The sequence below is a fragment of the Pseudoalteromonas sp. R3 genome (assembly GCF_004014715.1).
GTDB lineage: Bacteria > Pseudomonadota > Gammaproteobacteria > Enterobacterales > Alteromonadaceae > Pseudoalteromonas.
The window spans coordinates 1,608,983-1,630,290 of the sequence record NZ_CP034835.1 but is presented as its reverse complement, the minus strand read 5'-3'; the positions used below and the strand labels follow the sequence as shown (position 1 = coordinate 1,630,290).

13 protein-coding genes, 10 tRNA genes and 1 pseudogene are annotated in these 21,308 nt (G+C 46.8%); all 24 read right to left on the bottom strand.

The features are described 5' to 3' along the window. Positions 1–208: 208 nt before the first annotated feature. The 24 genes and pseudogenes from recD to ruvC all read right to left on the bottom strand — a co-directional run bounded on the left by recD (position 209) and on the right by ruvC (position 21,208). A complete protein-coding gene (recD, locus tag ELR70_RS11935; protein ID WP_054013995.1) occupies positions 209–2,125 on the bottom strand; it encodes an exodeoxyribonuclease V subunit alpha in 1,917 nt (638 codons plus the stop codon). Further along, positions 2,125–5,661 carry an exodeoxyribonuclease V subunit beta gene (recB, locus tag ELR70_RS11930; RefSeq protein WP_054013996.1) on the bottom strand — a complete coding sequence of 1,179 codons (3,537 nt, stop codon included), beginning with the start codon at positions 5,659–5,661 and terminating at the stop codon, positions 2,125–2,127. The genes recD and recB overlap by 1 nt, the downstream gene beginning before the upstream one ends. Next, positions 5,648–8,946, bottom strand: a pseudogene (gene recC / locus ELR70_RS11925) (exodeoxyribonuclease V subunit gamma). Before recC ends, recB begins: the two are co-directional and overlap by 14 nt. Before the next feature lie 157 nt (positions 8,947–9,103). Continuing rightward, positions 9,104–10,132: a GGDEF domain-containing protein gene (locus tag ELR70_RS11920; protein ID WP_054013998.1), complete on the bottom strand. Its 1,029-nt coding sequence runs from the start codon at positions 10,130–10,132 to the stop codon at positions 9,104–9,106. Between the two features lie 157 nt (positions 10,133–10,289). Then, a tRNA-Ser gene (locus ELR70_RS11915) sits at positions 10,290–10,380 on the bottom strand. A gap of 109 nt (positions 10,381–10,489) precedes the next feature. Next, complete coding sequence (gene nadA / locus ELR70_RS11910; protein ID WP_054013999.1) at positions 10,490–11,533, bottom strand: quinolinate synthase NadA; 1,044 nt, start codon at positions 11,531–11,533, stop codon at positions 10,490–10,492. A 130-nt stretch (positions 11,534–11,663) separates the two neighbouring features. Further along, positions 11,664–11,739: transfer RNA gene (locus ELR70_RS11905), tRNA-Lys, on the bottom strand. Positions 11,740–11,869: 130 nt separating this feature from the next. Beyond that, positions 11,870–11,945 (bottom strand) — tRNA-Lys (locus tag ELR70_RS11900). A 156-nt stretch (positions 11,946–12,101) separates the two neighbouring features. Further along, positions 12,102–12,177: transfer RNA gene (locus ELR70_RS11895), tRNA-Lys, on the bottom strand. A gap of 156 nt (positions 12,178–12,333) precedes the next feature. Next, positions 12,334–12,409: transfer RNA gene (locus ELR70_RS11890), tRNA-Lys, on the bottom strand. Between the two features lie 168 nt (positions 12,410–12,577). Continuing rightward, a tRNA-Lys gene (locus ELR70_RS11885) sits at positions 12,578–12,653 on the bottom strand. 36 nt (positions 12,654–12,689) lie between these two features. Further along, positions 12,690–12,765 (bottom strand) — tRNA-Lys (locus tag ELR70_RS11880). Positions 12,766–12,800: 35 nt separating this feature from the next. Next, a tRNA-Lys gene (locus tag ELR70_RS11875) sits at positions 12,801–12,876 on the bottom strand. A 35-nt stretch (positions 12,877–12,911) separates the two neighbouring features. Next, positions 12,912–12,987: transfer RNA gene (locus tag ELR70_RS11870), tRNA-Lys, on the bottom strand. Positions 12,988–13,025: 38 nt separating this feature from the next. Continuing rightward, a tRNA-Lys gene (locus ELR70_RS11865) sits at positions 13,026–13,101 on the bottom strand. A gap of 157 nt (positions 13,102–13,258) precedes the next feature. Continuing rightward, positions 13,259–14,014, bottom strand: coding sequence for a tol-pal system protein YbgF (ybgF, locus tag ELR70_RS11860; RefSeq protein WP_054014000.1), 756 nt, complete (start codon positions 14,012–14,014; stop codon positions 13,259–13,261). 16 nt (positions 14,015–14,030) lie between these two features. Then, positions 14,031–14,564, bottom strand: coding sequence for a peptidoglycan-associated lipoprotein Pal (gene pal / locus ELR70_RS11855; RefSeq protein ID WP_054014001.1), 534 nt, complete (start codon positions 14,562–14,564; stop codon positions 14,031–14,033). A gap of 41 nt (positions 14,565–14,605) precedes the next feature. Further along, on the bottom strand, positions 14,606–15,964 hold the full coding sequence (gene tolB / locus ELR70_RS11850) for a Tol-Pal system beta propeller repeat protein TolB (protein ID WP_054014002.1): 1,359 nt from the start codon (positions 15,962–15,964) through the stop codon (positions 14,606–14,608). Between the two features lie 9 nt (positions 15,965–15,973). Beyond that, positions 15,974–16,915, bottom strand: a complete 942-nt coding sequence (gene tolA / locus ELR70_RS11845; RefSeq protein WP_054014003.1) for a cell envelope integrity protein TolA — start codon at positions 16,913–16,915, stop codon at positions 15,974–15,976. Next, complete coding sequence (gene tolR, locus ELR70_RS11840) at positions 16,915–17,343, bottom strand: protein TolR (protein WP_054014004.1); 429 nt, start codon at positions 17,341–17,343, stop codon at positions 16,915–16,917. Before tolR ends, tolA begins: the two co-directional genes overlap by 1 nt. Then, entirely contained in the window at positions 17,330–18,034 is a 705-nt protein-coding gene (gene tolQ, locus ELR70_RS11835) for a protein TolQ (RefSeq protein ID WP_046006726.1), read from the bottom strand. Before tolQ ends, tolR begins: the two co-directional genes overlap by 14 nt. Before the next feature lie 1,004 nt (positions 18,035–19,038). After that, positions 19,039–20,046 carry a Holliday junction branch migration DNA helicase RuvB gene (gene ruvB, locus ELR70_RS11830; protein WP_054014005.1) on the bottom strand — a complete coding sequence of 336 codons (1,008 nt, stop codon included), beginning with the start codon at positions 20,044–20,046 and terminating at the stop codon, positions 19,039–19,041. Positions 20,047–20,066: 20 nt separating this feature from the next. Beyond that, positions 20,067–20,684, bottom strand: coding sequence for a Holliday junction branch migration protein RuvA (gene ruvA / locus ELR70_RS11825; RefSeq protein ID WP_054014006.1), 618 nt, complete (start codon positions 20,682–20,684; stop codon positions 20,067–20,069). 2 nt (positions 20,685–20,686) lie between these two features. After that, positions 20,687–21,208, bottom strand: coding sequence for a crossover junction endodeoxyribonuclease RuvC (gene ruvC, locus ELR70_RS11820; protein WP_054014007.1), 522 nt, complete (start codon positions 21,206–21,208; stop codon positions 20,687–20,689). Between the last annotated feature and the right edge of the window lie 100 nt (positions 21,209–21,308).

The window sequence follows — 21,308 nt, the reverse complement described above, 5'->3', positions numbered from 1 at the left end:
GAGTAATTACTTTATTTTATAAAGCCGTAATCCGCGGAAAAAGTCAACACTGTCCCAATATCAGACCACCCATCTCTTAAATAAAAATGCCGCCAGGTTTCTGGCGGCATAAATCACTGGGTTATTAACGGTAATGAACACGGTTTGTCATCTCCGTTATTTACTACTGTAGACCAATCAGATAAACAAACAAGATAAAAACATAAATTTAACCCAAACGTAACCTTTCACTCATTCCAGAATGCCGTCCTGCCTGTGTCTGCATCGATAATTGCAACACCTGTGGCTGGCAATTCAATTCCAGGTGTCGTTTTGCACGAGTGATCCCCGTGTATACCAACTGACGATTAACCCCCTTTCCTGCTCGCTGGATTGGCGGCAGAATCAACGCTGTATAATCGAACTCAGAGCCCTGCGATTTGTGAATGGTCATGGCATAAACCAGCTCAAAACTGGGGAGCCTCGCCGGGTAATAGTATCTTACCGTGTTTTGTTCATCGATGAAGGTTGCATAAAGCTGACCATCGTCATCAGGTAATACGATACCAATATCACCATTAAAGAGCTTAAGCTGGTAATCATTTTGCGTAATCATAATTGGCATACCAGCATAAAATCGACTGTACGGTACAATCAGCCTGCGCTGTGCGAGTTTCTGTTCAATCCGCTTATTCAGCTCTGACACACCATAAGGACCTTCTCTGACCGCAGCCAGAAGCTGATACTGGCCAAACAGAGTATGCACATCTGCAACATCACGATTGTCTTCAATGGCATTCAGATACGCACTGTAATGATCTGCTGCACGCTCAAGCAAGGCATTATATTGCTCCACGCCGAGACCATAAAAGCTCAGGTCGCTAAACCCGTGATTTATAATCTGCTGCAAACGCTCTGGCTGATTATGGTTAACAGCACTTGCCAGTTGCCCAATCCCACTGTCACTTTTAAAGCGATGACTTTGCTGCAAAAATGCAGTGGTATCAGCCAGTACATAACGAGTCGCTTTGCCTTTTAGTACTGCACGACCTGCGAAACACATTTGATTTAAAAACGCAGCCCGGTTGACCGTATATACAGGTTGAGATCCTAATACCAGATGTCCACACAAGTCGCTCAAGATGCTCCCTGTATCAACTGAAGCTAGCTGGTCCTTATCACCCAGCAAAATCAGTCTGGCATGAGGTGGCAATGCCTTCACCAACTTGCTCATCAAAGCCAAGTCAACCATGGAAGCTTCATCTACTATCAGCAAGTCGAGATGCAGTAAATTCTGCTCGTGATGGATGAACCGATTGGTATTAGGGATGACCCCAAGCAAACGATGAATGGTTTGGGCCTGCTCGGGGATCTTCGCAGCCAACTCAGGGGCCAGTGCAAGCCGCCCCTTAGCACCGATTATTGACTCGCTGAGCCTTGCAGCAGCTTTACCTGTTGGCGCCACCAGCTTTATACCCAGCGGTACATCGGCATACAGCGATTGTAAAATCGCTAGCAGCTTAGTCACTGTGGTCGTTTTACCAGTCCCGGGGCCACCCGTAATCACGCAAAACCCGCTGGATGCTGCCATCGCGCAGGCGACCTTTTGCCAGTCAACTCCCTGAGCATTATTGTCAGGAAAGTAATAGTCCAACAAATCGCTCAACTGCGATTCATTCAGACTGATGGATTGCTGTGCCATCGATTGAAAACGGGTACTAAGATACGCTTCATATTCTGCCAGCCGTCCCAAATATAGTCGGCCTGCGAACAGCCTCAACGGCTTGCCTTCTCCTACCGCAGGATGTTCACTCAGTGCCGCCAATGCCACTTCAGGATCATCAAACGGGGTATAGGGTAATGTAGTCACCAAACCCGACATGCCAGAAAACGCACTTATATCGTCTGCGCTTAACGAAAACGGGTTCTGCCAGTCTATATCTGTGAGCAACAAACAGGTATGCTGACTTTGCTCGGCGCGTTGCAGTAATAAAACAAGATAAAATACCGCGTCAAATCTTTCCTGACACAGCAGCTTTGCCAGTGCTACATCTGCAACACGCACGCGCCGGGCGTGGATTAACAGTGCAATGTAAGCCTGATGGTCCAGATTGTCGGCCGGGAATTCAAACATACTCTGTGTCATTATTCTTCTCCCGCCTCGAACAAGGCATCCAGTTGCAGCAAAGTACTTTCATCAAGTTGTGTAAAGAAACATCCGGCACCATCGGGTAGTGCCCGCAGGAACAAATAATAAACGCCACCCAGATGACGCTGTGGGCTATAGTCGGCAAGGCGGTGCTTTAACAGCCGATGTAAGGCAACGGAGTAAATCAAATACTGAAGGTGGTACTGATGGGAATTCATTGCCAGTGCGAGATTATCAGCCTGATAATCGGCCGAGGTATCTCCCAGATAATTTGATTTATAATCGAGGATAAAATATCGCCCCTGCCAGACAAAAATCAGGTCAATAAATCCTTTGAGCATGCCCTGCACCTCATCGAAGCGCAAGTGACTGGGCGCACCTGTGATTTGCGCAATCAACTTATTGAGCCTGGTATAAGACAAACGCTTAAGCGGTAACTGAAACTCCATCTCTACCAGGCAATCCACAACGGCTAGCTGGCTGAGTGACAGCTCTGGGATCGGGTTTAATGGCGCATTCAGACATCCCAGGATCCAGTGCTCCACGGTTTCCTGCCACACTGTATCGAGATGATATTTCTCAAGACAGGCTAAGGTTGCTTCGGCTAAAGTCAGCTTGTCTGGCGAGGCAGGGGCATGTGGAGAAGTAAAGTCAATTTGCTCAAATATCTCGTGCAAACAACTACCAGCTCTTGCGCCTTTGACAAAAGTGTATGGTGTATGACGTTTAATCACACTCGGCTCAGGCAAGTCAATTTTATGGTTCTCATCTTGCGCCCCTACGGGCCGCTCAGCACTGGCCTCATGATAGCTAAGCTGGCTGAAACTCGTCATGCGCCAGTTATGCTCAATGGTAACCTCGACGGGCCGGGTGTGTGTATTCTGAGTTTGTTCAGTGAGGGTTGGCTGATAAAAACAAGGTACTGTTTCTAATGTCTGGTAAGCCATTTCTGCATTACCTGCACACAACTGCCTGAGTTGCTCGTGCCATTGTGTTGCTTGCGTTACTTTTTCATTACCAAATAGCACATACCCCAAGGCACTTTGCTGGATCCCCGGCTTTTTACTGCGACCCAGAGGCAGGTTGTACAAACCAAGACTGCAATAGTGAATTGCCCGAGTCAGAGCAACATAAAGCAGACGGATATCCTCAGCCAGGCGCTCCTGTTCAGCGCTCTGTTGCGCATGTTCGTCAGCATCCAGATTGAGTACCAGCTCGCCGTTTTCATGATAAATCGCGTCATCTAATCCCCTGTAAGCACTGGCAAAAGGCATGTAGACCAGCGGATATTCAAGCCCTTTGGAAGCATGCATGGTCACGATCTTAACCAGATCAGCATCACTTTCCAGTCGCAGCTGAGTGCCTTCATAGTTGGGGTTGACACATTGAGACTGCAACCAGCGCATTACTCGCTGTGTGCCTTCCAGCTCAATTTGTTTATGTTGTAACAATTCAGCCAGATGCCGGTAGTCAGTGAGCCAGCGCTCAACCTCAAAACCCGCCTGCTGCCAAAGTAATACAAGTTGATTATCAACCAGTAAAGACTCCAGTGTGGCCATCGCCCCTTGCTGATACCATAATTGCTTAAGCTGGGCGAATTGCATAAGATAGCGCTGCCATTGCCCTTCCTGAGTGCGCAGTGTATAAATCTGCTGCTCATTCAGTGCAAACAACGGCCCTGCCAGAACCCCACGTAATGCAGCTTCATCATAACTGCCATGCACAACATGGAGTAACTGCCAGACGGCTTGGGCAACGGGCTGCGAGAAAACACTGTCACGAGCCAGGTAGACGCTACTCACTCCAGCTGACTGCAAAGCCTGTTTGATTTCGCGCGCTTCGTTTCTGTCACGGACCAGCACACAAATATCTGCTGCCAGTACCGCGCGCTGACCGATGCAGGCTCGCCCCTGCTGCGCCAAAGTCAAAAGCTGTGCAATTTGCGCGGCAAAGCCCTGCGCCAGTATAGGATAAGCTTTGGCTTTGGAAGTTACGGGTTCCTCATCATCTTCAAACACATTGAACTGCAATGCAGGTGGTTCGATACCATCCAGGGTAAAGGTATTGTCAGCATCTTTGCCCGCAGCATCCACTTCAATAAACGGAATATCACGATTGAAAATAAAGCTATCCGGCTGCGTTGTAAAAATGGTGTTGACGGCTGACACCACACGCCGAGATGACCGGTAGTTTTTATCCAAAGTGAACTGTCGTGTCTGATCAACCTGGTGCTTAGCACCGATGTAGGTGAAAATATCCGCACCACGAAACCCATAAATAGCCTGTTTAGGATCGCCAATCATGGTCAGCCCCTGACCATTTTCGCTACCATAAATGCATGAGAATATGCCAAACTGGGTTGGATCTGTGTCCTGGAACTCATCAATCATGGCTACTGGATAAAGCTGTGCTATTTTGTCTGCCAACACCTTACCTTGCGTACCCAGTAATGCCTGATGTAAATCGTGCAGTAAATCGTCCGGAGAGATGAGGCTATGCTCCAGCTTAGAACGACTCATCAGTGTGCGGACTTCTTTCAACGCATGCTGTAGCAAAGCGATTGGCAAACCCTTAGACACACTCTGGTGTAATTGTGCCATCTCATCGAACCACGACACGGCTGGATGAATAACAGGCTGACCCGTTTTTGTATAGTTTTTAGGGTCACTCAGCTGGGCCTCACCCCATAATGCAAACGAATGCTTACTGGTACCAAATTCAAAAAACCAGTCCTCCCCCATGCAATAATCGATCAGCGCCTGAATATTCGCAGGCCGCCCAGGGGCTTTATTTTTAGCCAGTCCGGCATCACGCAACACCTGGAAAAAATCAGAGTTCAGAAGCTTTTGTTTAAACTGTACAGCCTGGTTTTGATACTGTGTTCTCAGATCCAGAATACTTGCCAGGTCGAGCTCTGGCTTAAGCTGCGCATCTGCGCGTTTGAGTATCGGGTAGAGGCGTTTCGCTAAAGCCTGTGGATGTGAAAAATGTGATAACACCAGCTCAGTCTTATCCGAGTCTAGGGGATAAACGAATCGTCTCCAGTGGTCCTCCACAGCCGCATTGAAGAGCTCGCTGTCATCCAGAATAAACTCCAGATTAAAGCTCAGGTTAGATTCAAATGCGTGTTGCTTGAGCATACGCTGACAAAAACCATGAATAGTAAAAATCGCCGCTTCATCCATTGACTTAGCCGCCGCATCAAGTAAATGATAAGCACTTTCCTGGTCTTCAACCTGCGCCAGCAGTTCGTTAATCAAGGTATCCTTGCACTCATCACCGAGCAAAGCATCCCTTGCCTGTACAATTCGCCTGCGCACCCGGTCTTTGATCTCCTGAGTAGCCGCTTCTGTAAAGGTCACCACCAGGATCTGTTCGACACTAAAGGGAGTCGATTGTGTTTTTGAGTCAACTAATCCCAACAGGTAACGTAAATAAAGGCCGGTAATGGTATAGGTTTTACCGGTTCCGGCACTGGCCTCGATCAGATTGTGGCCTGATAAAGGCATAGTTTGTGGATCAAGCCGTTTCATAGCGGGACTCCTGAGCAAGGTCGATAAGCGATGTCAGCATATCTCGACTCAGTTGCGTAAATTCAGTTTCGCAGGCCTGTAATGATGGAAAGCTCAAAGCGACATAAGGGTCTTCACTGTCTCCAAACCCAACATATTGGCCTCCCTGGAACTTACTTAACGCTTTGCTCATATTCTGTGTTTTACAATATTCGTAGCTGGTAGCCGGGAAAAAAGGCACCGCACAAGTGATCAATTTACCATAAAACGCCAGCCACTTTGACAGCTGCCCATACGCATCATCACGGCTTATCGGGGGAAAAGCACTTGCTCGTCAAGCCCATATATATGGGTTTCTACCTCCTGCATTACGCAGTTGGCAACTAAGTGCATAAGGTAGCCGCGGATCCTGTCTTTACCTTTTATACTGGCTGTGCGATAAAATACTTGGCGCCCCAGGTACAAATTACTCAGCCAACCCTGCAAACGCGTCGGGCCTATTTGTAATGCAACTTCAACAGGTTCTGACGGTTCAGTAATCACACCTTTGAGGCGCGCTGATAAACCAGCAATACGCCCTTTTAGCTTTTGCAGCTCCACCACGCCAACATTGGCCTGAGGCAACTGTGCACGCTGCAAGAGTTGCGTTTCAGGCAAAGGAGTCGCGTTCAGTTCACTATGCAAAATTTCGTCGAGATACTGATAGCGCGTCAATGGGTCTAACGCAAAGGGTTCACTATCTGATAACTCCTCTTCCAGCGAAACCAGGCGAACCCCCAGAGTAAATTGATAAAACCAGCGCTGTGGCGCAAGGCAGGCACGCAGGAACTCTGCCAGCTCCAACTCATCAGGTGGGCTAACGTCAATGACCTTTTCAGAATTCGATTCCGTCACATCTGTCTGAGCTTCGCTCTGATATGGGCACCAATTAGGATTAAAGCTGTGTAATGGACCGCTCTGATAATGTTCTCGGCTAAACGGCTGCAATGGGGCTTGCTGGTAAATTTGCTTACTGGGTTGCAGTGCATCATCCTGATAACAAAAAGCACGATCCAGGTACTCACATAATTCACTGACCAGGATCGATGGCATCTGTGGCTCGTTATTGTAGCAAGAGCGCCCTAAATAACTGATGTACAAATGCTGGCGCGCGCTGAGCAGCGCTTCCAAAAACAGATAACGGTCATCAAGCTTACGTGAGCGATCCCCTTTTCTACGTCGCGAATATGGCACCAGGTCAAAGCCGATTGGCTGCACCTGTCGCGGATAGTCGGTATCATTCATCCCCAATAAACACACGACCTTAAAAGGCACTGCCCGCATCGGCATCAGGGTACAAAAATTCACCGCGCCGGCCAAAAAGCGCTGCCCCACACCTTTATCTTTGATCCCCTGACGCACCTGATGCAACACAATTCTAGCATCGACCGGGCCCGCATAGTCTCCATTTTCATGGTGTTTTTCCAGCTCGTCGATAACCTTGTGTAATTGTAATAGGTCCCAACTTTGTTCCGCTTCCTGATCATAAAAATCAGCCAGTACTTTTCTCAATACCGTGCTTTTTTCGTCCAGCGGTGTCGCAAGTATCAATTCATTACGAGTCTGCTCCAGCGTTTCAATAAAGGCAATCAGTTTGCTCAGCGTATTGACCGCCATACCTTCTACGGCGTCAGCAGGGTAAATCTCATCATAGGACGTTAGCTCATCGGCACTGGCAATTCCTAACAGGAGCCGCTGTAACCCGTGCCGCCAGGTGTTCAGAGAAATTTCTGGTAATCCATAATCGCGCTTATGCTGCCCATTTAATCCCCACTTAACCGCGACCTGCTCAAGCCAGGTTTGGATCTGAACAAACTCACTTGCCTCAACACCGAAACGTCTGCTGATTGGTTCCACACCCAACAAATCGAGCACATCTGACACACTAAAACGGTTAAATGGCAATCCAACTAATGTCACAAAGGAATTTAATACCGGCTTTTCCTGCTCTATGCTCATATCAGCGAGTGCGAACGGAATACTTCTGGGTCCCGAGGCACTACCAAACACCGCTTCAATATAGGGGCTGTAATTGCCCACATCAGGCATCATTACAATGATATCCTTGGGTGTCAGTGTTGGGTCTTCGTGAAATAAACTCAGCAGATGATCATGCAGTAACTCAACCTCACGTAAAGGTGTGTGACAATCACTGAGCAGCACCGACCTGTCATTCTCGTCGATAACCTGTCGTCCCTCAGAGCTGACATACCAGTGAGGATCGGCAACTAAAGACTCACCTTTAAAAGCCAGCTGATAGATCTCCTGCTGCAACTGAGTCAGTAAACTACTACCAAAATGATCATCAAAGCCGTCCAGCCAACGAGCATCAGTTTGAAGCAACTGCTCAAGGTAATCTCGGCCTAACTTGCCCCAGGAAGATAATAAAGGGTTACCGGTATTGTAGTAGCTGTTCTCTCCTGCCTGTTTTTGTAACTGAGCATCCAATGTGGGTTTAACCTGGTATTTTGCAAGGATCTTTGCCTGAGTTTTCTCATCAACCAGATCTCCCCAGTAATGCTCACTGGGATTGAAAAAAAACAACAGCACATCAATCTTCTGTGCTAACGCATTAAATATTTCTAACTGGTTGGTGGCCATCGCAGAGAGACCAAAAATACTGATCCGCTCTGGCAAAGTAGAGGGATCCGCATCAGAGAGTTTTGTGAGCAGCAGCTGATGCATATTCGCCCGGTTGTAAGGGCTTTGTCCCAAACTGTGTGTATGCGAGACCAGTGCCCGCCATAAATCAGGCTGCCAGGGGGCGATACTAACATCTACATCATCCAGGGGATCTACCCCCTGCTCCCATTGTTCAAGCCAATTGGGCCTGTACATCAGATATTGGTCATAAACATCCGCAATTTTTTCACACAATGCAAAACGCTTAAGCTCAGCCTGGGGACTATCATTTGTGTCTTCCAGATATGCTCGCAGAGGCTCATATACAGGGAGTCCAAGCTTCTGAGGTAATAGCGTAAAAAGCTTCCAGCTCATATTGCTTTTGTTAAAAGGGGACTCTTTTGGCACGTCGGGCAGAAATTGCTGATAAAGGCGCCAGATGAAACTCAGTGGCAGCGGGAATTCTACCTGGGCCGCATAACCAATATCGCGACTCAAGCCATTCTTAAGCCACTGAGACATACCCGGAGACTGAACCAGTACAACTTCGTTGGCAAAGGGGTCTTTCAGGGGCGCCTGCTTCAGCAAAGTCGTGAACTGAGATTGAAGGGCTTCCATTCGATTTGATTGGATTATGTGCAACATAATGATGTCTCGGGCTTTTTAGGCGGATTTAGGGCTTAAGACAGTGTAAGAGATTTTACTGGTGAATAGCAACGAGCCGGACAAATCAGCTACCAGAGGTAGTCTATGGAACAGAAATACGGTAACTGCTCCAGTTACCGCAGATTACTTATTCAGCTCAGAACAAATCGATCCCAGAGCCTTCGTCGTGACGCTCAAGCTTTTTGGTATTGAGCAGAGTTTCGAAAAATGCGACCTGATCACGGCCGTTTTCCTTTGCGTAATATAATGCTCTGTCTGCATTTTCTAACACATTAATTGGAAAATCATAAGGGCTGATCCGAGCAAGTCCGGCGCTTACAGTGAGCTTTTTAACAAACGGGAAGTGCGTTTCACGTATAAGTGCTAAGAATCTTTCCAGTTTTACCTCAATAGACGCGTGATCTGTTGGCTCAAACACCAACACAAATTCTTCGCCACCAAATCGAAATAATAGATCCGTGGAACGGAAAAACTGCTGCATTTTTTGCGCAACCAGCAACAACACCTCATCCCCACAAACATGACCATAGTTGTCGTTGACCTGTTTGAAATGATCTATGTCTATCATAGCAAGCCAGGATGTTGCCCCCTGATGGAAAGTCCGTGGGTCCTGGTCATCACGGATATGGCGATTTTGCTTGATGACTTGTTTCTCAAGCAACTGCTTAAGCTTTTTCTCAAAGGTTTGACGATTCAATAAGCCTGTGAGTTTATCCCGCTCATTTTCGTGCAATATGGTCAGATAGTTTTCGTAGATTCGTACAAAGGCATTGAGCAATACCTGTTCATTACTATCGAGGCCGCCGGAGTGTACTTCAATCGCGCCAACAGGTGTCTCATGGATATTGATAGGCAACCAGCGTTTTTCTATGCCATCAGCACTTTGTACCGTAATAGTACAGGAAGACTGCAAACAAGAAATCAATTCAGATTGAGGCTTTTCAATGACTTGCCTGTCAAGCCATTCAAATTCTCGCTCGCCGTGCATAGTCAAGCCAATACTACGTTCAACAGCGAGATCTTCTTGGGTGTTAAAATTTTTATAGACACATAAGTGCTTACACCCTACCAGCTCCTGAATTGTAGACAGCAGGCTGTATTCGAGTGAATCAATGTCTCTTGTTTTAGTTATTTTAATTACTGAATTGAGTAGCTCTTCTTGCATTCGAAACTCACAGACTCGACTTATGCCGGATATAGTAACGGCTTTTTATCCAAGTGTGTACTACCAAGTTTAGCAACATAGCGCACTCGTGAAGTTGAATTAAGGCATAGTAAAAAGCAAAAAGGCGTCCGATTGGACGCCTTTTCAAAATAAGGAATGGCGGAGAGAGAGGGAGTCGAACCCTCGATACGCTATAAACGTATACACGAGTTCCAGTCGTGCGCCTTAAGCCACTCAGCCATCTCTCCGCGCTGTAGCACCACTTGAGTGCGGCGCTAATACTATGAAAAGTGTTGCAATTTAGCAAGCATTTTTTGTAAAAACACGCCTAAGTGCTTAGTAACTATGCAACTTAGCTTATTTTTGTAAGCTTGCAGAGAAATCTAACATACGGTTAAGCGAACGCAGTGCACCTTCACGTAACTCCATATCAACGAAGACTTCTTTTCCGCTTGGGTCTATCAAAGCTTCTTCAATGGCTTTAAGGCCATTCATGGCCATCCATGGGCAATGGGCACAGCTTTTACAGGTTGCGCCTTCACCCGCTGTTGGCGCTTCAAAGAATTCTTTCTCAGGACATAATTGCTGCATTTTATAAAAGATGCCGCGATCAGTCGCAACGATAAATTTCTGATTAGGCATTTCCTGCGCCGCTTTAATCAGCTGGCTTGTTGAACCCACTGCGTCTGCCAAGTCAACGATCTCCGCAGGCGACTCAGGGTGCACCAATACCGCCGCATCGGGGTGCAAGGCTTTCATGTCTTTCAGCGCTTTGGTTTTAAACTCATCGTGGACGATACAGGCACCGTTCCACATGATCATATCGGCACCAGTTTTCTTTTGGATGTAAGAACCCAGGTGTTTGTCTGGACCCCAAATAATCTTCTCACCTTCCGAATCCAGATGCTCAACAATCTCAAGTGCGCATGATGAAGTCACAATCCAGTCGGCACGTGCTTTCACAGCAGTGGATGTATTTGCATATACAACAACCTTTCGGTCCGGGTGTTGATCACAAAACGCAGAAAACGCATCAATAGGACACCCTACATCCAATGAACAGGTTGCTGCCAGAGTGGGCATAACAACGGTTTTTTCTGGTGTCAGGATTTTTGCCGTTTCACCCATAAAGCGTACACCGGCAACAATGATCATATCAGCATCTTGTTGCTTGGCACCAAAGCGCGCCATTTCCAGTGAATCCGCAACGCATCCGCCGGTTTCCTCAGCCAGGGCTTGGATCTCTGGATCTGTGTAATAATGCGCAACCAGGACTGCGTTCTTTTCTTTTAGCAACGCTTTAATTCTGGTTTTATATTCAGCTTGTTCCTGCTTAGTTAAAGGCGCAGGCTTTGGAGGAAAAATATAATCCTCCGGCATAATTTGTTCTGCTAGACTCATTCTCTCGACCACTAGTCCACATGACGGAATATCCGCGAATTATACGAAAATCGGGGCAATAATCCTAGTTTAAGTCGGAGTTTTGAAGGAATATTTAAGAGATTATGAACAAGAGGAGGTTGTGCAAGAATGGTGGGTCATGATGGACTCGAACCATCGACCAATGGATTAAAAGTCCACTGCTCTACCAACTGAGCTAATGACCCGCTCGGTGTTAAAGTGCCATTAAGTCGTCCTGACTCGCGTTCGAAAACTGCGAAGCGGTGCTTCGTTTTTCTCACCCAACTGAACTAATGACTCGCTCGAGAGTTACTTAAGAGATACGCCAAATTTGAATGGTGGGTCATGATGGACTCGAACCATCGACCAATGGATTAAAAGTCCACTGCTCTACCAACTGAGCTAATGACCCGCTCGGTGTTAAAGTGCCATTAAGTCGTCCTGACGCTTGGTTCCGGCTCGTCGTCCTGACTCGCGCTCGAAAACTGCGAAGCGGTGCTTCGTTTTTCTCACCCAACTGAGCTAATGACCCGCTCGAAAGATACTTAAGTGATACACCAAATTTGAATGGTGGGTCATGATGGACTCGAACCATCGACCAATGGATTAAAAGTCCACTGCTCTACCAACTGAGCTAATGACCCGCTCGGTGTTAAAGTGCCATTAAGTCGTCCTGACGCTTGGTTCCGGCTCGTCGTCCTGACTCGCGCTCGAAAACTGCGAAGCGGTGCTTCGTTTTTCTCACCCAACTGAGCTAATGACCCGCTCGAAAGATACTTAAGTAATACACCAAATTTGAATGGTGGGTCATGATGGACTCGAACCATCGACCAATGGATTAAAAGTCCACTGCTCTACCAACTGAGCTAATGACCCGCTCGGTGTTAAAGTGCCATTAAGTCGTCCTGACGCTTGGTTCCGGCTACCGGTTAGCGTCGTCGTCCTGACTCGCGTTCGAAAACTGCGAAGCGGTGCTTCGTTTTTCTCACTCAACTGAGCTAATGACCCGCTCGAAAAATACTTAAGTAATACACCAAATTTGAATGGTGGGTCATGATGGACTCGAACCATCGACCAATGGATTAAAAGTCCACTGCTCTACCAACTGAGCTAATGACCCGCTCGAAAGATACTTAAATAATATACCAAATTTAAATGGTGGGTCATGATGGACTCGAACCATCGACCAATGGATTAAAAGTCCACTGCTCTACCAACTGAGCTAATGACCCGCTCTAAATTATTTAAATAATACACCAAATTTGAATGGTGGGTCATGATGGACTCGAACCATCGACCAATGGATTAAAAGTCCACTGCTCTACCAACTGAGCTAATGACCCGCTCGAAATTACTTAAATAGTACACCAAATTTGAATGGTGGGTCATGATGGACTCGAACCATCGACCAATGGATTAAAAGTCCACTGCTCTACCAACTGAGCTAATGACCCGCTCTGGCTTTACTTAAAGTAAAAATAACAAATTTGAATGGTGGGTCATGATGGACTCGAACCATCGACCAATGGATTAAAAGTCCACTGCTCTACCAACTGAGCTAATGACCCACTAAATTGTTCGCTGCAAGATGTGTGTAACACTATCGGCTGCTGCGGGCGCTTATAATACTTATTTAAAAATCTTGTGCAACCGAAATTGCCTGTTTTTTTCAAATTTCGCGTCTAAGCGCCTAATTTTAAATCATTCTGAGAAAATATCAGCCATTTATATTTTGCTCAGCCGCTCTGTTGCCAATTTTGCAGCCGTTGTGCTGGGATATTCTTTGATGAGATTTTCGAATAAGGTTTTTGCTTGTGCAGATTGTCCTGTCTTCTGGAGCAAAGTTCCCAGCTTTAACATCGCATCTGGGCGCTTATTAGAATCAGCGAACTGATCAACCACAGTACGGAAGTGAACCATGGCCTGATTGTCCTGATTCTTTATCGACTGTAACTGACCCAGCCAGTAGTGCGCATTCGGTATATAGACGGAATTTGGAAACTGCTTGAGGAAGCCTTCAAATTCAGGAATAGCCGCGTCATAGCGCTTATCTTTCATAATCAACGCTACGGCTCTGTCATACGCCTCATTTTCCGACAAGTCTGAACTCACGGCCTGAGCTGTTGCGCTATCAGGAGTCACTGCTGGCTGCAGCTGCTTGCTTTGCTCATAGACCTGAGTGACTCGTGTTTCTATTTCCTGATAAAGCTCACGCTGGCGCTGTAGCACTTTTTCGAGCTTATAACTTTGCTCTTCCGTTACGCCACGGATCTGACTCACTTCGTCCTGCAGTTGGTCAAGTTGCGTTTGTAGCTCTGCCTGGATCAGATTGCGGTTTCGCATCAAACTCTCGAGCTGAGTCAAACGTTGTTCAATAGTTTGGTTAGAACCAGCAGCATCAGATACAGCAGCGGGAGCTGCCCACAGTTGGGAGCTCCCGCTGACTAAGATGATGGCTGCCAAAAAAGTATTCGGCTTCATAGCATCTCTTTAACGATTAGTATACCAGTACCGCGCGGCGGTTCTTAGCAAAGGCTTCTTCAGTGCGCGCTTTGTCCATTGGCTTTTCTTCACCATAGCTTACAACAGACATTTGGCTGTCAGACACGCCCAGGCTCTGCAGATACTTAGCAACCGCTTTACCACGGCTTTCACCCAGTGCGATATTGTACTCAGGCGTACCACGCTCATCGGCATGGCCTTCAATCAGTACCTTAACACTTGGGTTTTTAACCAGAAAGTCAGCGTGTGCTTGCAGAAGCTCTACGAACTCGCTACGAACAGTAGATTTGTCGAAATCGAAGTATACGATTTGCTCTTGACGCAACGCTTCATACTTTTCTTTCAGTAGCTCTTCAGCTGTTTTCTGACGTGTAGCTGTGTTCACATCAACGTTGCTGCTATTGTTCGCAGTTGCTGCATTTGTTTCGCTGCCAGCGCCTGCATCAGTGCCCGATGAAGAGCTACATGCAGCCAGCGTCATCACAGGCAACGCGACCAAAAGGGCCTTGAGAGTTTTGTTAAGTTGCATCGAGTATATTCCTATATCTTTTATAAGTCTTACCAGCAAAATTACTGTAAAAATGGCGACCAAGCTGGTGCCTTAACCTGTCCGTCTAACACCGGCAGGCGGGCCTTAAAGCGGCCATCCATCGACACCAACGCCAGTACCTGCTTATTATTATGCAAGGTACTATAAATAATCATAGAGCCGTTCGGCGCAATACTCGGTGATTCATCGAGTCTGGTGCGCGTTAATACCTGAAACAGCCCAGAATCCAATTCTTTCTTGGCAATATGGTAACGACCTAAAGTGCGATTTACCATTACCAATTGTTTACCATCTGGCGTGATTGACCCGGCTAAGTTCATGTCGCCGTCGAAAGTTACACGCCGTGATCTTCCTGTATCTAAATTTAACTTATAAATCTGGGCATTACCACCCCTTTCAGAGGTATAGACTATTTCTTTACCATTTGGGTGCCAGGTTGGCTCAGTATCTATACTACGGTGCTTAGTCAAACGCCTCTCTTTACGCGTTTCCAGGTCAATTAAATACACTTCCGTTGCACCGCCTTTATCTTTAGATAATACAATCAGCATCTGTGTACCATCCGGCGAAAATTGCGGAGCGCCATTGATCCCAGGGTAACTGGTCAGGATCTCACGCTTACCCGTGTAAATGTCCTGAATATAAATCTGTGACTGTCGATTTTCGAACGTCACATACGCCAGCTTGTTACCATCAGGTGACCAGGCCGGAGACATTAGCGGTTCTTTAGAGCGCAATAAAACCTGCTCGTTATAACCATCATAGTCAGCTACAACCAGCTGATAAGGCTTGTCCTGCTCTTCACGCACAATCACATACGCAATTTTGGTGCGGAACGCGCCTTTTTCACCCGTCAGAGCTTCGTAGACTACATCACTGATCTGATGTGCATAGTAGCGAAAACTTTGGGCATCAATCACACTTTGACGTGCTTCCAAAACATGATCCTGACTCTTCATCAGCTTGCCGTTAGTCATCATACGGGTCTCACCACCGGTGATCTGCGCACGAATGACATCAATCAACTCATATTTAACAAGATAACGATTTGCAGGCTGCTGGGTAATGGTCCCTACAACAACCGCTTCCACGCCCAGCTCAACCCAGGCATCGTAATCCACTTCTTCATCGGTTGTGGGTAGCTGGGGCATTTGCTCTTCTGCTACCGGCTTAAACTTACCACTGCGGATCAAGTCCGCAGCAATCACAGAGCTTATTTCAGCTGGTGCTTCGCCGTTGCCAATGTATTTGAATGGAGCTATCGCAATAGGCCTGGCACTGTCGACCCCTTCGGTTATCACGATCTCCAGTGCTGCGTAAGCGACCCCTTGCGCAGCGAAAGCCAGAACCAAGAGTAAATTTCTTAAATGGTTGTACATGGTCTTCCTTTATAGAGTTGGTTTTATCGTCAAGTTAATGTTCTTAAGCTGTTCGAACACATCTTTATTTTCAGAAACAGGTAAGGTATCTGCCATTCGCACAGCACGCAAAGCGGCTTCACACACCAGCTTATCACCACCCAGTGATTCCGCTTGTGTCACCAGGCCATTAAAGCCCAGGCGAATATTAAGGCGACATTGCTTGCCTTTCATTTTTTCATCTATTAACAAGTTAGATTGGATCCGCTGCATAATCAGCGCCTTATACTTGTCCACTTCGGTCAGGACCTGCTGCTGCCGGATTTTCGCTCTCGCCGCTTGTTCCTGTGCCAGTTGCTCCTGAAGAAGTTGCTCTTGCAAGGCTTTCTGGCGTGCCTCTTCAGCGGCTTGTGCTTTGCGCTTAGCTTCTTCCTCTTGCTGTTTACGTTTCGCTTCAGCCTGCCTCAGCCTGTCCTCTTCTGCTTTACGTTTTTGCGCTGCTGCTTTAGCAGCCTTTTCAGCAGCTAGGGCTTCCTGGCGCGCTTTTTCAGCTTGCTGACGCTCTTTGTTTTGAATTTCTTGTGCGCGTTTGGCTTGCGCTTCCGCTTTACGTTTTTCTTCCAGCTTAGCAAGACGTTGTTGTTCCAGCTTTTTGATCCGTCTGGCTTCAGCTTCACGATCCTTGCGGGCCTGCACTGCTCGGCGCTCTAAATCACGTATCCTTTGCTCTTCTGCACGCTTCTGCTGCGCCTCTTTTTCGCGTAGCTGTGCAATTTTTCGCTCAACAGCCTGCTGGTCAACCGAGATGGCAGATACCGCTTTTACTTCTTCAATTTCGTTAATGGCAGGATTCAGCTGAACTTCCATAACAGTAGGACTGGAAAACTGAAAGTTGGCAGTCGCGAATAGTAGTCCGGCAATAGCGAAATGGAGTAAAAACGACTTTAATATTCCGCTGGTTAAAGCATCCATCAACTGTCCTCAAACGATTTTGTCATTAACCCGACAGACGGTACGCCCGCATTTTTCAAAAAGTCCATCAATAACAGAACTTCCTGATATGACACACGACCAGACCCTTTTATCATTACAGGGGTATCGGGATTTTGCTGTAACTTAAGCTTGATGACCGCAGCCACTTCTACCGCATCCATTGGCGCTTCCGGATCGGTACCTACAGATACGTAGTAACGACCCTCAGCATCAATACTGGCGATAATCGGCGGCGCGTCTTTAGTCTCGACCAAATCCGACTCTTCCATTTGTGGTAAGTCGACTTTAACTCCATGGGTAATCAACGGAGCGGTTGCCATAAAGATGATTAACAGCACCAACATAACATCAATGTATGGCACTACATTGATCTCTGCGACAGGGCGGCGTCTCTTATGCTGATACATTTTGCTTAGCCTCAGTTAAGCTGGCAGCCTGTCGATGCAAGATATTGGCAAACTCTTCCATAAAGTTGATGTAGTTTGATTCCAGCTTTTCTACATTTTTAGCAAAACGGTTGTATGCCATAACTGCCGGAATCGCCGCAAACAAACCCATTGCCGTTGCGATCAGGGCTTCAGCGATACCAGGCGCAACCATTTGCAGTGTTGCCTGCTTGACTTCACCGAGGGCGATAAATGCATTCATGATCCCCCAGACAGTACCAAACAGACCAATGTAAGGACTGATAGAGCCAACCGTTGCCAAGAAAGACAACCCAGACTCGACTTTCTCAACTTCACGAGATAAGGCAACACGCATAGAGCGGTGTGTACCTTCTATGATCATGCTCGCCGAACCCGTGTTTTGCTTCTTGTGACGTGCAAATTCTTTAAAACCGGATACAAACAAAGCCTCTAAGCCGCTTGAACTACCCGCTCTAGCGGTAATTTCATTGTATAACTTGCCTAAATCCATTCCCGACCAGAACTTCTGTTCAAATTTTTTCGCATCTGCCAGAGACTGCGCCAGTATGCTGCGGCGCTGAAAGATAATCGCCCAAGAAGCAACCGACATGCCGACCAAAGTCAACATAACAAGTTGTACAAGGATACTGGCTTCTAAAATGAGATCTATGAAATTAAGTCCCGATTCCACGTTGTTATACTCCTAGAAAATAATTGTGTTCTCGGCCAAGGCAGCCTTCACCGTATTGACTGTAAGCCAGCAAAAAGGTTCAGGTAGTTTAACCACACTAATAAGGGCTTACAATCTCAATGCCGTAAAATTCACTTAAATGCCGATAATTCGCACATTAAGCTACTTGACCCCTAGTTCTGACTCGCTCCGCAAGCCCAGCTGGATATGAGTAGAGAATTGGTTTCACCTAATATCCAGCCTAAATTGCTCTTTTATACCCTAAAAACGCTCTGTGCCTACATTTAGATTGCGATGAAACATACAGCCTAGAGCGTATTTGTGACAGAAATTTAATGTGGTCGGAGCAGTCAAGTCTTCATTATGTTTATTTATTTATTCAACCTGCATAAAAACGATGTTTTATTCACTCTGATAGAATAAACCCTCAAAACAATATTGGTAATACCAATTAACAACAAATAATCTAATATTCACAAATTGCGCATAATAAAGACAACCCCATATTTTACATGAACTTACAACCAACCCTATGGTTATGATTCACACAATGTAATTCAACACCAACTCTTCGGATTAGTTTTTTTTATAGCAAAACTGTAATTTTTCTAGTTTGATTAAATACCCGACTCACCTTATTATACTCCCCGTACTGAGCGAGCAGCATCTCTCAATGCAAATGCACAGTTACTAAGGCCGCAGAAGTCTGATTTATTCTGCAGTCATGATGAGAAACTTTTGGATAACACCTCAACGGACTCATCAGTTCCCTGGATTACTTCCTTCAACTTGTTGTTTTCGCCCGCACACTGTGCGGGCTTTTTTTTGCCTGCTGTTTACTCATATCTGGTTCTCTCTCCCTAAAAGGAGATACAAGTTCTTGCGCTAACATAAAGGAAGTGGAATGAGCGTTGGATGAATAGAAGAAGTGTATAGTGTATAAAGCAAAGAAGCGCTGTAGTAGCGCTTCAATCTGATTCAGTATAAATGCCTGAAGGCTATCTTCATGCCGATGGTTTAGTTAAATCAAAGTGCAGATAGGCTCTGTCAGAAACGATCCGCCCCCTCGGAGTCCGTTGGATAAACCCCTGCTGGATCAGGTAAGGTTCGATAACATCTTCTATGGTCTCTCGCTCTTCACCAATTGCAGCCGCCAGATTATCCAAACCAACAGGCCCCCCGGTGAACTTTTCAATAATTGCAAGTAAGTACTTACGATCCATATAATCAAAGCCACACTTGTCGACGTCAACCATATCCAATGCCTGACTGGCGATCATCTCATCTACGCTACCATCCCCTTTTACCTGAGCGAAGTCCCGAACCCGCCTGAGCAAACGGTTGGCAATACGCGGCGTACCTCGTGCACGTTTCGCCACTTCAATCGCCCCGACGTCACTGATCTCAAGATTCAAAAAATGCGCAGAGCGAGACACAATCGATGCCAACTCAGCCACAGAATAAAACTCCAGACGTTGCACAATACCGAAACGGTCTCTCAGTGGTGAAGTCAAAGAGCCTGCGCGGGTCGTGGCCCCCACCAGAGTAAAAGGTGGCAAGTCTAGTTTAATTGAACGCGCTGCCGGTCCTTCACCGATCATAATATCGAGCTGGTAATCTTCCATCGCTGGGTAGAGGATCTCTTCAACCTGGGGGCTCAGGCGATGTATTTCATCAATAAACAACACATCTCCCTGCTCCAGATTTGTCAGCATTGCGGCCAGGTCGCCGGCTTTTTCAAGCACAGGACCTGAGGTGGTTTTTATATTTACACCCAGCTCATTCGCCACGATATTTGCCAGTGTCGTTTTACCTAACCCCGGCGGTCCGAATATCAGCAAATGGTCCAGTGCTTCTTCACGGCTGCGCGCCGCTTCAATGAAGATTTCCATCTGCTGCTTCACATGCTGCTGACCGGTATAGTCCGACAGTAGTTTAGGCCGTATCGCTCTGTCTACGGCCTCTTCACTGCCCTGCACTTCTGGCTCAATAAGTCTGTCTGCTTCTATCATAATTACTTAATCAGTCTTATTTACATCATAGATCTCAGGGCTTCTTTGATCAGCCCTTCGGTATCCATGCCTGGTTTGCTCACCGCTTTCAATGCTTTTTGTGCTTGTGCGGGTTTATAGCCTAACGCAAGCAGCGCAGCCAACGCATCATCTTCAGGCGTATTCGCCACGGTGGGATCTTCCTGAGGTGCCAAAATGGCATCATCGCTGAATGGAGTCAGCAGATCATGGCCAAAGTTTTTCAATTTATCCTTCATCTCAAGCACCAAACGCTCAGCGGTTTTCTTGCCTACACCTGGAATTTTCACCAAGGTAGATGAGTCGCCCTGATTGACACAGTGAACAAACTGCTCTGCCGACATACCCGACAAAATGGCCAGTGCTAGCTTGGGACCAACGCCATTAGCCTTAATTAACTCGCGAAATAATGCTCGCTCGGTTTTATGGTTAAAACCAAACAATAATTGTGCATCTTCTCGCACCACAAAATGAGTATAGATTGTTGCCTCATTACCCGCCTGAGGTAACTCATAAAAACACGTCATCGGCATTTGTACTTCATAACCGATGCCACTGACATCTAACAGGATCTCTGGTGGCTGTTTTTCTACTAGTATACCTTTGAGTCTGCCTATCATAATTACCTCAATCTTCCTCGTACGGTTTTTTTCGCATTGCCTGCCAGCTTGATCAGGTTTTGCTCGGAGTGTGCATGGCAAATTGCAATGGCCAGCGCATCGGCAGCATCGGCCTGGGGAGTACCCGGGAGTTTTAACAGTCGCTTGACCATTTCCTGAACCTGCGACTTATTCGCCCCGCCGGTGCCAACAACCGCTTGTTTAACCTGCCGGGCTGAATATTCAAACACCTCAATCTCTTTCATTGTGGCAGCGACGATGGCTGCCCCGCGTGCTTGACCAAGTTTTAAAGCTGAATCTGGATTGTGCGCCATAAAGACTTGCTCTATCGCAAACCCCTGCGGGTTAAACTGCTCGATGATCTGGCTAACACCCTGATAAATCATCTGCAGTCGTTGTGGAAATGGCTTATCACCAAGTCGAATACAACCACTGCCCAGATACTGAAACTGACTCCCCTGACGCTTAACTACACCATACCCGGTCAGCCTTGAGCCTGGATCTATGCCTAAAATTACTGCCAAGGCGCATACTCTCGTTGTTTTTTCGCTATCATGCCAAAATACTGTATGGATTTCCAGTTACCTAGGGTTTGCAGAATAAAAAAAGCGGCGCAATCGCCGC